Raw genomic sequence first — 14084 nt, 5'->3', positions numbered from 1 at the left:
CGCCTCCGGAGGAGAACTCGGTCGGGGCCGAAGGGGCGCTCGGATGCGGCCTGTTGAAGCCGAGAGGGGTGCGAGGAACACCCCCGGGACCGTTCGGGCACGCTCCGCCGGGCATGCGGCGGGACCGTAGGCGTCCCGTGTCGGCCAGGAGGGGTCCGCGAGGCCCGTACACTCGGCAACCGCCTCCGTGTCCGGCGCGAGGCCCCGAGAGGAAGGACGCGTTGTCCGTGTTCCAGGAAGCCCCGATCTACCGCCAGCTCGTCGCGGAGCGCGGTGACGTCCCCGCGCAGGTCCGAGGTGAGGCCGAGCGGATTCGCAGCGACCTGCAGCGGGTGATGCCGCCCCTCAAGGCCTCGGCGCCCGCCGCGGCAGAGCACGCCTGGCCCGGCGCTCCCGCCGCGGCCGAGCACGTCTGGTCCGGCGCACCCGCCGGCCTGGCCCTCCCGCCGGGGACGCAGCGGGGCTGATCCGCCGTGCACGGCTCGGCCGCGCGCCTGACCGACTCGACCGCCCGGAAGCCGACGGCTTCCGGGCGGCTGCTGTGACGGCCGGGGTGGGTGACCGGCCGCGGCCGGTCGGACCATGACGGCCGGCTTTGGCCCCGGGCCCTGAGCGGTGAGGGGGAAAGGGGCTTTCCGGGCGAACTGGACGCCGTGTGACCCTCCGCGGCCCCGGGTCAGCGCACCGGGAAGCCGAAGGTGTGGCCCTGCTCCTTGAGCCGGGGGAGGATCCGGCGCAGGGCCTCGACGGTCTGGGAGCGGTCGCCGCCCGCGTCGTGGAAGAGGACCGTCGGCCCGTTGGGCAGCTGCTGCTCGACGGTGGCGACGACGGCGTCCGTGCCCGGCCGTTCGAAGTCCTTGGAGTCCACGTTCCAGCCCAGCGGCCGCATGCCCCGGGAGGCGGCCAGCTTGCGGCTGTACGGGGTGAAGGCGCCGCCGGGCGCCCGGTAGTACATCGGCCGTACGCCCCCGGACGCCTTGGTGATCATGCGTTCGGCGTCGAGTATCTGCTGCGACTGGTAGGCCTGGGACTTCTTGTCCATGGTGGTGTCGTGCGACACCGAGTGGTCGCACAGCCGGTGTCCGGCCGCGACCACCTTCTTCACGAGGTCCGGATGGGCCTGCGCCTGGGTCCCCACCATGCAGAAGGTGGCCTTCACCCCGTACTCGCGCAGCACGTCCAGTACTTGAGGGGTCCACACCGGGTCGGGACCGTCGTCGATGGTGATGTTGACCCCGCGCGCGCCCTTGTCCGAGGCGTGCGCGATGGTCACCGCCACCGGCTTGACCGCGCCCTGCCCGGCCGACGCGGCCGGGCGGGGCGACGCGTCGCGCACGGCACCTGCCTGCGCGGTCCACACCGAGGCACCGGCGGCCAGCAACGTCACCCCGAGTGCCGCCCCGGCCACCTTGCCGTACCAGCCCCGCCTGCTGCCGTGCCGTGCCATGTCCGCCCCGCTCTCCCGCAGTTCCTCGGCCGCCTTCCGACCACCTGGCAGGACGAGCGGCGAGGGCCGGGGGATGCGTCTGTTACGGATCACGGACAATTCCGGGAGGGAATGGGGACACAACCTCGTGAGTTGGCCCTGTCGTCGTGTCAACGTGTCGGTTCCTGGCGAGACTTGAGCCGTCGATTCGCCCTGTTACGGTGTCCCGATGTCATCCGTCAAGCAGTTCCAGGTCACCTTCGACTGTGAGCAGCCCGAGCGCGTCGCCCGTTTCTGGTGCGAGGTGCTGGGCTACGTCGTACCGCCCCCGCCGACGGGGTTCGCCACGTGGGACGACTACGGTCGCTCGCTGCCGCCCGAGGATCAGGGCTCATGGTTCGCGTGCGCCGATCCCACGGGCGTCGGCCCGCGACTGTACTTCCAGCGCGTTCCCGAGGGCAGGGTCGTCAAGAACCGCGTGCATCTCGACGTGCGGGTCGGCACCGGCCTCGTGGGTGATGAGCGCCTGGCCGTCCTCGAGGCCGAATGCGCACGTCTGATCGCGCTCGGCGCCGTACACGTGCGAACGCTCCTTGCCGATGACAAGAACGAGTCGTGCATCGGGATGCAGGACGTCGAGGGCAACGAGTTCTGTCTCGACTGAAACACCCACCGCGACTGAAACACCCACCGGGACGGGGAGGCGGGGGACTTCCCGCCCGCTGTCCCTGACCTGGACGCCGCGACGGTTCGGGGCAGGTGGCCAGGCGGCGTCCCCGCCCGTGACCGGGCGGGGACGCCGAGAACCGGCGGACGGCGCTCTGGGCCCGCCCGTCGGGCGTCGCAGCCGAATCGTGACCCGCGGCGGTGGCGTGGTGATGTGACGTTCGGACGGACGGCGCGGGCCGTCCACGGGGCATCGGCTCCGGGAAAGGACGAGCCCCGGTCCGATGACTCCCAAGCCCGGGGCGGGAGTTCGGATCTTCGTATCCCTCCCGGCGGAACACCTCGGTCGAGCAGCCCGGCGCCACCGCGCCGTCCGGACCCGTCCGAGCCCCGCGGTTCCGGAGAAATTCCTGCTCACAGGCCTTCCGCGCGACCTTCGGACTGCCCTATGTTCTCCATCCATGCTCCTTGCCGATGATCAGCGCGGCGGCCGTCGGCTTGCCCACGTCGCGTCCCTCACCACCGCGGTCGTACTCGTGGTGCTCTGTGCCGTTCTCGGCTATGCCGACGGGACCGGACTGTTCGCTCCGGAGAACTGGCTGGACGCGGGTTTCGTACCCGGCAACGCCACGAGCCCTGCCTGGGCCACCGTGGTGTTCCTGCCCCTGCTGATCGGCGGCGGCGCGGCGGCCGTCCACCGGTTGGTGCGCGCCGGGGCTCCCGCGGTGAAGGCACGATGGGTCTTCGGTGCCGTCTGGTCGAGTCTGGTCCTGGTGGCGTTCCTGGCCAAGCTGGCCTACAGCGTGCTGCTGCTGGCGATCGCGGGACCGGCCGGGCTGCACATCTTCCCGACGGTCGGGGCACTGCTCGCCGAGTGCGGTCTGACCGGCGCGAAGTACGCCGTGTTCGGGCCGCTGGTCGCGGGCCCGGCGGCGTCGGCGTACCGGATCGGCGTGTGGCGCCTGCGCCGCAAGGCCGGCGAGGGTGACAAGGTCAACGAGGTCAACGAGGTCGGCGAGGGCGCCGAGGCTCGCAAGGCCGAAGAGGCCGGCAAGGCCGTCGAGGCCGGTGAGTCCGGGCGGCGCACCGAGCGTGCCCCAGGGGCATCGCGCGCCCCTCTCGACTCGGTCGCCGGGTTCGCCTGGCTGCCGGCCGGTGCCGCCGTCGCGCTCCAGGCGGGGACCGGCGCGTTCGCCTGGGCCGCAGGACCGGTACCCGGCGGCCGCGTGGTGGCGACGCTGGTCGCCGGCGTCGCGGCGGTGTTCGCCGGTGTCGCGCTCTGGCGCCGTGTGGTGGCGCCCGGGCTGACCCGTGCCCGTACCGGCGTGACGCTCTGGTCGCTCGCGACGACCCTCACCGCGGCGGGCGTTCTCGGGTTCGCGCCCCTGTGGCTTCTCGACGGGTGCCTGAACGGTTTCGGCGGGGCGCTGTTCCCGGTCGCGTCCGTGCTCGTACGGGTCGCGGAGGGTGTGACCGCGGGCGTGTGCGCGGGTGTCGTGTGCGTGCCCTGGGTCGCGGAGCTGGCGTGGCGGCGCCGGACGGAGCCCTCGGCCGAGCGCGGAAGCCTCGCCTGGGCCGTCCGGTGGGCGCCACCCGTCGCGGTGGCCGCCGTACTGGCGCTCGCCGCGGGCACCCTGGCCCCGGGACCGGCGGTGGCCCCTGTCGGCGCGCAGACGCAGGCCGCCGGCCGCGACCGGAACGAGCTGCTGCCGCTGAGCGTGCTGCGCCGCGACGGACAGGCCCCGGTCATCGGAGACAGCGTGGGGCGGCAGGTGCTGCTCCGCGGTGTGAACGTCAATCAGCTCATCGACTACGGACAGCCCGACCCGGCCAAGGCCACCGTGTGGCCGCTGGAGGACTCCGACTACGCCCGGATGGAACGGTACGGGTTCGACGTCCAGCGTCTGGCCCTGTCCTGGTCGGCCCTGGAGCCGGAGCGGGGCGTCTTCGACGAGGCGTATCTGGCGCGGGTGCGCACCGCGGTCGACCAGGCCGCCGACCACGGCATCCACACCGTCCTCGACATCCACCAGGACACCTTCTCGAAGTACGTCAGCGCGGCGCCGGGAACTCGGTGCAGGGCCAACGCCTCACCGGAGTTCGGCAACGACGGCGCCCCGAAGTGGGCGACCCTCACCGACGGCGCCAAGGCCTGCGGCTTCCTCGGACGCGACCTGGCGCCCAACGTGCAGCAGGCGTTCACCAACCTCTACAACGACACCGACGGCATCGGCGCCGAGTTCGCCCGTATGTGGGGCCGCCTCGCCAAGACCTTCGCGGACGACCCCGCGGTCGCCGGCTACGACCTCCTCAACGAGCCGGGTCCCGGTGACGCCCCGGGCGTGACCTCCTCGATCCTGCTCGGACGCTTCTACCAGCAGGCGATCACCTCGATCCGGGCCGCGGAGTCGAAGGTGGCCGGCGGCTTCCACCACCTGGTGTTCTTCGAGCCCTCGATCCTGTGGTCGGGGCTCGGCTTCGACACCACCCCGCCGGTCGGGTTCGCCGACGACCCGCAGCTCGTCTTCTCGCCCCACCTGTACAGCGAGTCGATCACCATGGACCAGGGCCTGGGCGTCACCCTGACCTCGATCGAGCAGGGCTACGCCACCGCCCAGCGCACCGCCCGGGCGTACGGGGTGCCGCTGTGGTCGGGCGAGTGGGGATGGTTCGGGGAACCCGGCGACTTCCGCTCCCGGTTCGAACGCTTCCTGGAACGGCAGAACACCGAGATGCTGGGCTCGGCGATCTGGGTGTGGAAGAAGGCCTGCGGCGATCCGCAGAACGACCCCGAGGCCACCACCTCGGGCGGCGGCGTCGTGTTGTACACCTGCCCCGACGGCAAGCCGCTGCCGAGTCCGGCCTTCGAGACCACGGCGCTGTCCCAGGCGTACCCGCGCAGCGCTCCCGGTCGTCTGAGCTCCCTGCGCTCCTCGCTCACCGAGCGGGATCTGCGGCTGACCGGCTCCGGGGAAGGCACGCTGGACGTGTGGGTTCCCGGCCGGGGCCGCCCCGAGGTCAAGGGCAGCGGTCTCACCGGCATCCGGCTGGCGGAACGGCCCGGCGGCTGGCGGCTCACCGCGCACACCTCCGGTCGCTACACCCTCCACGTGGCGTAGCGGCGGCCGCCGGCCGGTCCGCCTCGGGGGCGGGCCGGCCGACGGCACCGGGGTGACGCGCGTGCGTCGCGGGCGGGAGGCGAGTCAGCCCGTGGTCCAGCGACGCAGCTTCTCGGGGTTGCGTACGACCCAGATATGGGTGATCCGGTCGCCCACGACCTCGAACGCGAGCACCGTCACGACGACGCCGTCCTGCTGGGCCACCAGGCCCGGCTGACCGTTGACGGTACGTTCCAGGAGCGTCATGCCGTCCGGCCTCCGGTGGGCGAGTCCGGCCCAGGCGTGCGCGATCCGCTCGCCGCCCTCGATGGGGTCCAGGAAGCTCCGGGCGAGACCGCCGCCGTCGGCGGTCGCGACGGCGTCCGGGTCGAGCAGGCCGATGAGGGCGTCGATGTCCTTGGCCTCCCACGCCTCCTTGAAGGCGCTGACCACGCCGGTTCGTCGGGGCGCCGCCGTCGCGGAAGGCCGCGCGGCCCGGACACGGCGGCGGGCCGAGGAGGCCAGCTGGCGGCAGGCGGCCGGCGTACGGCCGACGATCTCGGCCACTTCGGCGAAGGAGTGGCAGAAGACGTCGTGCAGGATGAACGCCACGCGCTCGGCCGGGGTCATCGATTCGAGAACGACCAGGAACGCCAGGCCGACCGACTCGTCCAGGGTGACCCGGTCCGCCGGGTCGACGGCCGCACCGCCCGGCCGCCCGCTGATCCACTCCGCGCGCCCGGGCAGCGGCTCGGGGATCCATTCGCCCACGTACGTCTCCCGCCGGGCCCGTGCCGAGCCGAGCACGTTCAGGCAGACGCGACCGGCCACCGTCGTCAGCCAGGCACCGGGGGACTCGATGGCGTCCCGCTCCTGCCGGGACATGGCGTACCAGCGGGTGTACGTCTCCTGGACGGCGTCCTCGGCCTCGGTCAGGGAGCCCAGCAGCCGGTAGGCGAGATTGATCAGGTGACGCCGCTCGCTCATGACCGCGTCCAGGCCCGGATCGGGCCGGCCGTGTCCTGGCTCGGATCGCGTGGTCATGGTGTCGACAACTCCCTCGGTCGCATCCGCTTTCACCGGGTCGCATCCGCCCTCACCTGTACGACAGAACAGCGCGCCGGAATGTGAGGCCGGAGTGGCGCCTCACATTCCGCGGGGCTGTCTTGTCGAAGCGGTGGGACCGACACATCATCCAGCGGACAGGAAGGCCGGAGACATCATGACTGCCTCGAACCCGGCGACACCGGCGACACCGGCGACCCCGGAGACCCCGTTCACCGCCCCGGTGACCGACGAGCGACTGGAGCGGGTGGCCGCCGCGCTGAAGGAGAAGCACTTCGACGTCGAGATCCTCGACGACGCAGCCGCGGCGCGCGCCCGCGTCAAGGACCTGGTTCCCGAGGGTGCCGCGGTGTTCACCGTGGCCAGCGAGACCCTCCGCCTGTCCGGCATCGACGAGGACATCAACAGCAGCGGACGGTACGACTCCGTCAAGGAACGCGGAACGGCCATGGACCGCGCCACGCGGATGGCGGAGATCTGGCGGATGCTCGCCTGCCCCGACGTCGTGGTGGGCAGTGTCGCCGCCGTCACCGAGACCGGCTCCCTCGTGGCCGCCTCGGCCAGCGGAAGCCAACTGCCCGCCTACGCGGGTGCCGCGCCCCGTGTGATCCTGGTGGTCGGTGCGCAGAAGGTGGTGCCCGACCTGGACACCGCGCTGCGCCGCGTCGACGAGTACTGCGTCCCGCTGGAGGACGAGCGGGCCCGGAAGGTGTACGGGGTGCCCAGCGCTCTCAACCGTCTTCTCGTCCTCAACGCGGAACCGCACCCGGGGCGTTGCACCGTCCTGCTGCTCCGCGAGGCCATCGGGTTCTGAACCGCCGGGGGCCGCCCGTGCCGTGACCGCGCAGGCATGCGGCCAGCCCCTCCGGAAGAACAGCGGCGGTTCTTCCGGAGGGGCCGGCCGTGCCCGGTGTCGCCCGGCGGGCGTCAGCGGGGTTCCGCCGTGGCAGTGCCGGGCACGGTTCGGCGGGCGGTCACGACGTGCCGTTCGCCCCGGGGACGCCCACGCGCTCCGCCCACTCCGCCGACGGCGACCAGAGCCGGGCGCCGTCGGCGGATCCTGCCCCGCCGTCTCCGGTGGACCACGATCCGGGTCCTCCGGTCTCGCGGTCACCGCCGCCGGCCGCGACCGGCCGGTCGTCCCGGGCGGTGAGCCGGAACCCGAGCGTGTAGGTGCGGGTGACCGAACCGTTGGCCGAGGTCACCCGGATGGTGCGGGTGGTGAACCGGGATCCGGCCGAGGAGAGGACCGAACCGCCCTCGGTGACCCTCACCCGGGCGCCGGACCGGGCCGGTACGGCGGAGACGGCCGGGATCCTCTTGTTCCTCGGCCAGTCGACGACGTACGTGGACACCTCCGCGTCGAAGCCGTCGATCGCGATGCCCCCCACCGTGATCGAGCCGGCGTCGGCGACGCTCGCCCCGGTGGCGTCGGAGTGGTTCGTCACCGTGACCGAACCGTCGGCGCCCACGACCACGTGCGCCGCCATCGCGGCCGCCAGATTGATCCGCTGCCAGCTCGCTCCGCCGTCCGCGGTGAGGTCGAGCGGGTACCCGGAGTCCGTCGCGGTCTGTTCCAGGACCTGAGTGCGCTGCTCGGTGGTCAGGTCCGGGAAGGCCGTGACGAGCAGGGCCGCCGCGTCGGCCGGTGTCCTGAGCGTCTGCCCCGCCTTCGCCACCTGGGAGAACCCGTAGGTGAGGCGCCGCGTGTACAGGTCGACGTCCTGCGCGGTGCTCAGGCCGGAGTAGGGGTCGCCCGCGCAGGCCGCGAGCGTGTCCCCGTACCCTTCCGTCTCGCACCGCGCGAGCAGCACGTTCTCGATCTCGGTGTGGGCCTGCATCAGCAGCTTCCGGAATTCGGGGTCCGCCCACCGGTGTGCCACGGTGGCCTGTCCGGTGATCCGGCCGCCCATGACGTCCAGCGGGTAGTGGAACCCGAGGACGACGCGGTTGTCCCCGTACTCCGAGGTGCGCGCGAGGATCGACGGCGCCAGTTCCGGCAGGAGGGTGGCGAGGACGGTCCCGGCTTCGTAGCCGCCGTACGTGTGGCCGCTCGGGTACGAGCCGCTGGTGGTGAGGCTGTTGTAGGAGCCGTCCTGCGACTCGTAGATCGCACCGCCGTCGCCGACGAACCCGAGCCGCACGTACGGGCGTCGGTAGCCGTAGTGGTTCTTCGCCGCGTCGACCTTGTCGAGGCCCTTCGTGACCCGGGAGAACAGAGCGCTCGTCTTGGGCAGTCGGCCGCCGCTCAGGGCGTCGCCGTAGATCCGGCCGAGCCGGGAGCCGAGTCCGTCGGCCAGCGTGACGGTGGCGCTGTGCGTCGCGTCGACCTCGGCGCGGTCCACCTCCTTCTGCGTGGCCGCGTTGTTGATGGCCACGGCGGTCCTGTCGTTCTCCGCGGTGGGTGAAGTGCCGTTCGGCACCTTGGTGTTGGCGCCGAGGATGTCGGTGCGCAGGTCGTCGGCACCACTGAGCAGGCCGTCGAAGTAGTCGCTCCCGTCGCCGTTCGTCGGCCAACTGTCAGACGGGTAGGCCGCGTTCAGTGTGTCGTCCGGGAAGGGGGACGGCACATAGGCCGGGCCGGAGGCGTCCGACGCGGCCGCCGTGGTTCCCGAGGCGGGCGCGGCACTGTCGGCGGAGGTTCCGGCCGGGGTGACCGCGGTGACGGTCGCCGTGTGTGCCTTCGCCCTGTCGGAGGCCGTGAGGAGCGTGGTGGCCGTGGAGGCGGGAACGTGTGCGGTGGTGCCGTCGTCGAGAGCCACGGTGTAGCCGATGACCGGGAATCCGCCGTCGGCGGCGGCCCGCCAGGTCACGCGGACCTGCCGGCCGTCGGTGATCACTCCCGTCACGGCCGGCGTCCGCGGCTTGCCGCCACCGGTCACCACGGGTGCCGTGGCCGGACTCGGGTGCGAGGTGCCGACCGCGTTCACCGCGCGGACGCGCGCCGTGTACGACCTGCCCGCCCGCAGCCGGGTGAACGTCGTGCGCCGGCTGTCCGGATCGTGGATCCGGACCTGGTGGCCGTCGTCGAGGGTGACCTCGTAGCCGGTGACCGGTGAGCCGCCGGTGTCCCCGGGCGCGGACCAGGCGACGGTCACGCTCGTGCCGGACGAGATCGCCGACACGGCGTCGGGCGCGGCCGGTACCGCCCTGGGCCTGGTGGTGAGCGCGTCCCGGGCGTGGCCGAGCGCGCCGTACCGCGCGGTCAGCGTCTCGTCCGTGGCCGCGGTGTCCGCGACCGCGGTCCTCGCCTCGGCGAGCGCCTCGGTGAACGCCGTCCACGACGTGTCCGTGTAGCGGGCGTCGTCGAGGGCCGACGCGGTCGCGACCAGGTCCTCCAGCCTCAGCCTCGGGAGCGGGATCAGCTGCTTGGCGGCGAGGGTGAGGCCGCGGGTTTGGGTGTCGACCTCGAGCTGCGTCACGGCGTCGGCGTCGGCGAGGGCGCGCGCGGCGGCGAGTTCGCGCCGGTACACACCGAAGTCGATCGTGTCGTAGCGCTCCGCGTCGCCGGAGAGCCCCGCGTACCGGTCGATCGCCTTGCGCAGGGCGGACCTGTCCGTGACGGCGGGCGTCTCGACGTGGGCGAAGGTGATCCGGCCCAGGTTCGCGACGTACGGGTGCGAGGAGTCCGGGGTCGTCACCAGCCGCAGGTGGACACGGTGCGTGCCGGTGATCGCCTCGGGCAGCGTCAGGCTCGTCGTCCCTCCCGAGGACCACGCGGCCCCCGTGACGGGCAACGGCATGGTCGCGTACGGCGTCCCGGGGCTGCCCGCGTCGAAGGAGTCCAGGTAGAGCCGGACGGCGGAACCGGTGCCGCAGCGGGCGGAGTTGTTGACGTAGGTGATCGTGACGGTGCTCTTCGGGGAGCCGCCGAAGCCGATGTCCCCGTAGTCGATCCAGGCCCCGTCGTAGGTGCCGCCGAGGTCGGTGGTGGACCCCGAACCGCTCCAGCCGACCGGCTCGCTCTTGAGCCCGCCGCCGCTGTGCGAGCGGAACGCCGTGGCGTCGAACGCCACGGAGGCGCCGGCTTCCGAGGACACCTCGTACGGAGAGAACTGGTACCGGTCGAAGTTCGACACCCACTGCTGCCCGGACGGGGCGTGGAAGACGAACGTCGCGCTCGACGCGCCCATCAGGGCGTCCGGGTCGGTGACGGCCGCCCGCACCGTGCTGTAGTACTGCCATCCGCCGGTTCCGGGGAGCTGGACGGTGGCGACGAGCGGACCGTCGGCCGCCCCGGCGTGGATGTCGACGCTGCTCGGTCTCGCGCTCGCCTGCGAGTTGGCGTAGCGGACCGAGACGCTGCGCGGAGCGACCCCGCCGAAGTCCAGCCTCGTGAACCGCTCCCAGGATCCCTCCGTGACGCCGCCGAGGTCGCCGTCCGAGTAGTACGCCTCGCTCACCAGGCTGGGGCCCTCCTTCTGGTCGGGGTCCTCGGCCTGGAGGACGGCGAAGCCGCCCTCGTCGATGGTGAGGGCGTCGACGGCGGACCGCAGCGCGTCGTCCGCGGCCATGATCGTGCCCGTCGCGGAAGTGGTGTCCGCGAGGACGGTCCGAGCGCGGTCGAGCGCCGACCGGAACACGTTCCACGAGCCGTCGGAGTAGTTGCCTTCGCGCACCAGCACGGCCTGGCCGACGAGTGCGCCGAGCGCCTCGCGGTGCACCGCGGCGGCGGACAGGACGAGCGGGTCGGTCGGGGACACCCCGGTGCCGTGCAGCGTCGAGGCGCGTACCCCGTGGGCGAAGGCCGCGTCCTGGAAGGTGACGCCGAAGCGAGCGTCGGCCCGCGCGCTGCCGGTGAGCGACAGCGTCGCCGTGCGCGAGCCGCTGACGCGGAGGTCCGCCGTGACCCCGCCCGGCAGTCCGGTCACGGTCGCCGCCCCCGACCTGGTCAGGCTGGTGCCCTTGCGGGCGGCGAACTCCGCCGGCCCGGACAGGGTGAGCTTCAGGGCGCCGTCGACGCTGCCGTCCGACCCGGTGCCGACCGTGCCCGGGGCCGCGGAGACGACGGTGTCGCCCCGGTCCGTTCCCGTACCGCCGCCACCGGTGTCGCCCGAGTCGGTGTCGAGCGAGTACGCGGGCTCGGTGCGGGCGCCCCACCGGGAGGGCTTGGAGCCCATCGTGAAGTCCAGGGTCCCGCCCGCGACGATCTGCGAGTAGTCGAGCCACGTGTTGTCGAAACGCGAACCGTTGAGGGTCGCGCTCTGCACGTAGTAGTCGCTCGGCGACACACCCTCGGCCTTCACCGTGAACCGGGCGCCGTTCGCGTAGCGGATCGTCGTGGAGTCGAAGAACGGACTGCCGATCTGGAACTGGCTGGAACCGGCGGTCACCGGGAACAGGCCCAGGGCCGCGCCGACGAACATCGTCGACATGGTGCCGGCGTCATTGTCCATGGTCGGCAGGAAGCCCCGGGGGGAGAGCTTGTAGACCTGGGTCTTGACCGGCGGGCGGAACTCGCCGCCGGAACTGGGGACTTCGTTCGAGGAACCCGTCGCGATGTAGCGGTTCCAGGTCGTGCCCGTGTAGATGGCCCGCACCCACTTCTGCGTCAGGCTCGGCTCGCCGACGTAGTTGAAGAGGTACGGGGCCTGGAGGTCGATCTCGTTGGCGTTGGAGTGCAGCATGGCCGAGCCGTCGTCGGCGCCGGAGTCCTCGCCGAACATGTGCTCCACGGCGGCCCTGCCCGCTCTCGCGCCGCCCATGGCCTCGATGAGGCCGCCCATGTCGTACGCGTCGTACCAGTGGTACTGCCAGAGCGTGCCCTGGTAGAGGCCGGCCGCCTCGAACTTCTCGTGGTCCGCGCTCTGCCAGTCACCGCTCGCGGCGCGCGGGGTGAGCAGTCCGACCTCGGTGCCGTCGCCGGCCGTCCAGGCGCCGGACTTCACGAGGTTGTCGATCGCCATGGTCGACTGCGTACGCAGCTTCCGCGCGTCCGCCTTCTTGCCGAGCGCGCCGGCGATGACGGAGAGCGCCCACTGGTCGTAGCCGCGCTGGACGGTCGTACCGGGATCCCCGGTGACGTAACCCTGCCGCAGCTGCGCCCCCGTGTAGTACCCGGAGTACGACATCAGCGCGGGGTAGGCCTCGTCGAGTCGGTCGAAGTTCTTGTAGCCCTTGGACAGCGCGTCGGCGACCAGGACGGCCGAGCGCTCCCAACGCACGGTCGGGACCGAGTGGGTGAGGCCGCCGAGGCTCTTGCCCGCGGTGTGCGCGTCGGCGAAGAGCTCGATGAGCGACTGCACCATGTCCCGGTAGGTGGCCGGGTCGATGTACGCCTCGACGGAGTACTTGCGGAAGTCGTCCCAGGTGGACCAACCGTCGTAGTACGTATAGCCGTTCGTCTTGTGCACCGCTCCGTCCACGCCGCGGTACGTCCCGCTGGTGCTGGTGGCGTTCACCGGCAGCGCGTACATGCGGTACAGGTGCGTGTAGAACTCCCGGGTGAGCGTCGACCCGGGGTCGGACGTCGCGGAGGCGCGTACGTCGACGGCGCCGAGCGCGCGGTTCCAGTCCGCCCGGGTCCGCTCGCGGGCCTGGTCGAAGGTGAGGTCGCCCACCTCGTTCCGCTGGTCGGTCGCGGCCTGTTCGGCGCTGACCGGCGACAGCGTGACGCGCAGTTCGATGTCGTCCCCGGCGGACCGGTCGAACCCGAGGACGACGCCGGTGTCGGACCCGTCCTGTGTGGTCGCGTCGCTCAGCCTGCCGTCGTTGCCCCAGCTCTTCAGCGAAGTCACGGGGACGTTCGTGGTGGCGGCGTAATACAGCTTGTACGAGGCGCCGTTGAACGACCCGGCGATGAGCCCGCCGATCGAGGTGGTCCCGTCCGGGAGCGTCGTCGCCTTCAGCGTCGAGCGGGTGCGGCTGGTGAAGTTGTTCGCCAGGTCGAGGACGAGTTCGGGGTCCGACCCGGCGGGGAAGCCGTACCGCTCCAGCGCCGTGCGCGTCGTCGCGGTCACCTCGGCCTCGACGGTGCCGGAGTCCCGCGTCACCGACGAGGCGGTGCCGGAGACGGCTCCCAGTCCCACCTGGTAGTAGCCGGGTGTCGCGGTCTCGTCGTCGTGGCCGTACGCGTGGGCGTAGGTGCTGGGGGAGGGGCGCTTGTCGTACCGGACGGAGGTCGGGACGACGAGCAGGTCGCCGCCGCCTCCCGAGCCGCCGACGCCGTCGAGGTTCGTGGCGGTGAACCCGGCTATGTGGTCCTCGTCGTAGTCGTACCCGGTGTGGTTGCGGCCCGGCGTGGTCATCGGGTTGACCTTGGCCAGACCGTGCGGCGCCTGGGCGCCCGGCAGGTCGTTGCCGTCGTCGCCCGCGGTCGATACGAACGGGTCGACGAGCTTCGTGTAGTCGGTCCCGTCGGGGGTCCCGTCGGACGTCGCGCCTAATGTGCCGCCCGATGTCCCGACGGACGCCGCGGACATGGTGGGGAAGGGCACTGCCGCGGCCGTGCCGACGCCGGCCGGTGCGGCCAGGGCGAGCGCTCCGGTGAGCAGCGCGACGGCCGCCGCGCGCAGCGGCCGGCGACCGCGCCCGGCCGACCCGGGAGGCATGGCGCGGAACACGGGGGGACGGGATCTGATGGGCACGTGACCTCTCCAGCGTCGCTCGTACGCACGCACGGTCCGGCTCATCGGAAGACAACGTTGTCGGCCCGGGGCGCCAGACGTGCAACTCGGGGTGGACGGAAGCGACACACAGGATGCCATCCGTATACCGGATTGCACCCCTCCGTGTTCACGACCGTCCGCAATGAGACAGGGAGAAGGCGTACAGCGGGCGAACGACATGCGTACGACGGGCGCGTACCGGACGCCGCGACGACGTACGAG

7 protein-coding genes are annotated in these 14084 nt (G+C 72.3%); 4 read left to right on the top strand and 3 right to left on the bottom strand.

From position 1 onward, the window contains the following. The first annotated feature begins 227 nt into the window (after positions 1 to 227). Complete coding sequence (locus ACFYW9_RS23200; RefSeq protein WP_389153464.1) at positions 228 to 467, top strand: hypothetical protein; 240 nt, start codon at positions 228 to 230, stop codon at positions 465 to 467. A gap of 209 nt (positions 468 to 676) precedes the next feature. Here the strand turns inward: ACFYW9_RS23200 and ACFYW9_RS23195 are convergent, their stop codons facing one another. Continuing rightward, the gene (locus tag ACFYW9_RS23195; protein WP_389153593.1) at positions 677 to 1447 is read right to left on the bottom strand and encodes a polysaccharide deacetylase family protein; all 771 of its coding nucleotides are present in this window, start codon (positions 1445 to 1447) and stop codon (positions 677 to 679) included. Between the two features lie 208 nt (positions 1448 to 1655). Here ACFYW9_RS23195 and ACFYW9_RS23190 point away from each other — a divergent pair, with 208 nt between their 5' ends. Then, positions 1656 to 2090: a VOC family protein gene (locus ACFYW9_RS23190; RefSeq protein WP_351874859.1), complete on the top strand. Its 435-nt coding sequence runs from the start codon at positions 1656 to 1658 to the stop codon at positions 2088 to 2090. Positions 2091 to 2553: 463 nt separating this feature from the next. Continuing rightward, the gene (locus tag ACFYW9_RS23185) at positions 2554 to 5211 is read left to right on the top strand and encodes a cellulase family glycosylhydrolase (protein WP_389153459.1); all 2658 of its coding nucleotides are present in this window, start codon (positions 2554 to 2556) and stop codon (positions 5209 to 5211) included. A gap of 84 nt (positions 5212 to 5295) precedes the next feature. On the opposite strand, the gene sigJ is transcribed toward ACFYW9_RS23185, so the two are convergent. Then, positions 5296 to 6234 (bottom strand): RNA polymerase sigma factor SigJ, encoded by a 939-nt coding sequence (gene sigJ / locus ACFYW9_RS23180; RefSeq protein WP_389153456.1) that lies wholly within the window; start codon positions 6232 to 6234, stop codon positions 5296 to 5298. 178 nt (positions 6235 to 6412) lie between these two features. Between sigJ and ACFYW9_RS23175 the strand changes: the two genes are divergently transcribed. Next, positions 6413 to 7069 (top strand): LUD domain-containing protein, encoded by a 657-nt coding sequence (locus tag ACFYW9_RS23175; RefSeq protein WP_389153453.1) that lies wholly within the window; start codon positions 6413 to 6415, stop codon positions 7067 to 7069. Positions 7070 to 7229: 160 nt separating this feature from the next. On the opposite strand, the gene ACFYW9_RS23170 is transcribed toward ACFYW9_RS23175, so the two are convergent. Continuing rightward, the gene (locus ACFYW9_RS23170; RefSeq protein WP_389153450.1) at positions 7230 to 13841 is read right to left on the bottom strand and encodes a glycoside hydrolase domain-containing protein; all 6612 of its coding nucleotides are present in this window, start codon (positions 13839 to 13841) and stop codon (positions 7230 to 7232) included. Positions 13842 to 14084: the final 243 nt, after the last annotated feature.

The sequence above is a fragment of the Streptomyces sp. NPDC002698 genome (assembly GCF_042888945.1).
Lineage (GTDB): Bacteria > Actinomycetota > Actinomycetes > Streptomycetales > Streptomycetaceae > Streptomyces.
Note: the sequence above shows the minus strand (reverse complement) of the source record. Positions and strands in the feature narration are given on the sequence as shown.

Bases quoted from the DNA above. Each gene is read 5' to 3' on its own strand.
- ACFYW9_RS23195 (WP_389153593.1), bottom strand. From the start codon at position 1,447: ATGGCACGGCACGGCAGCAGGCGGGGCTGGTACGGCAAGGTGGCCGGG.
- ACFYW9_RS23190 (WP_351874859.1), top strand. From the start codon at position 1,656: ATGTCATCCGTCAAGCAGTTCCAGGTCACCTTCGACTGTGAGCAGCCC.
- ACFYW9_RS23185 (WP_389153459.1), top strand. From the start codon at position 2,554: ATGCTCCTTGCCGATGATCAGCGCGGCGGCCGTCGGCTTGCCCACGTC.
- sigJ (WP_389153456.1), bottom strand. From the start codon at position 6,234: ATGACCACGCGATCCGAGCCAGGACACGGCCGGCCCGATCCGGGCCTG.
- ACFYW9_RS23175 (WP_389153453.1), top strand. From the start codon at position 6,413: ATGACTGCCTCGAACCCGGCGACACCGGCGACACCGGCGACCCCGGAG.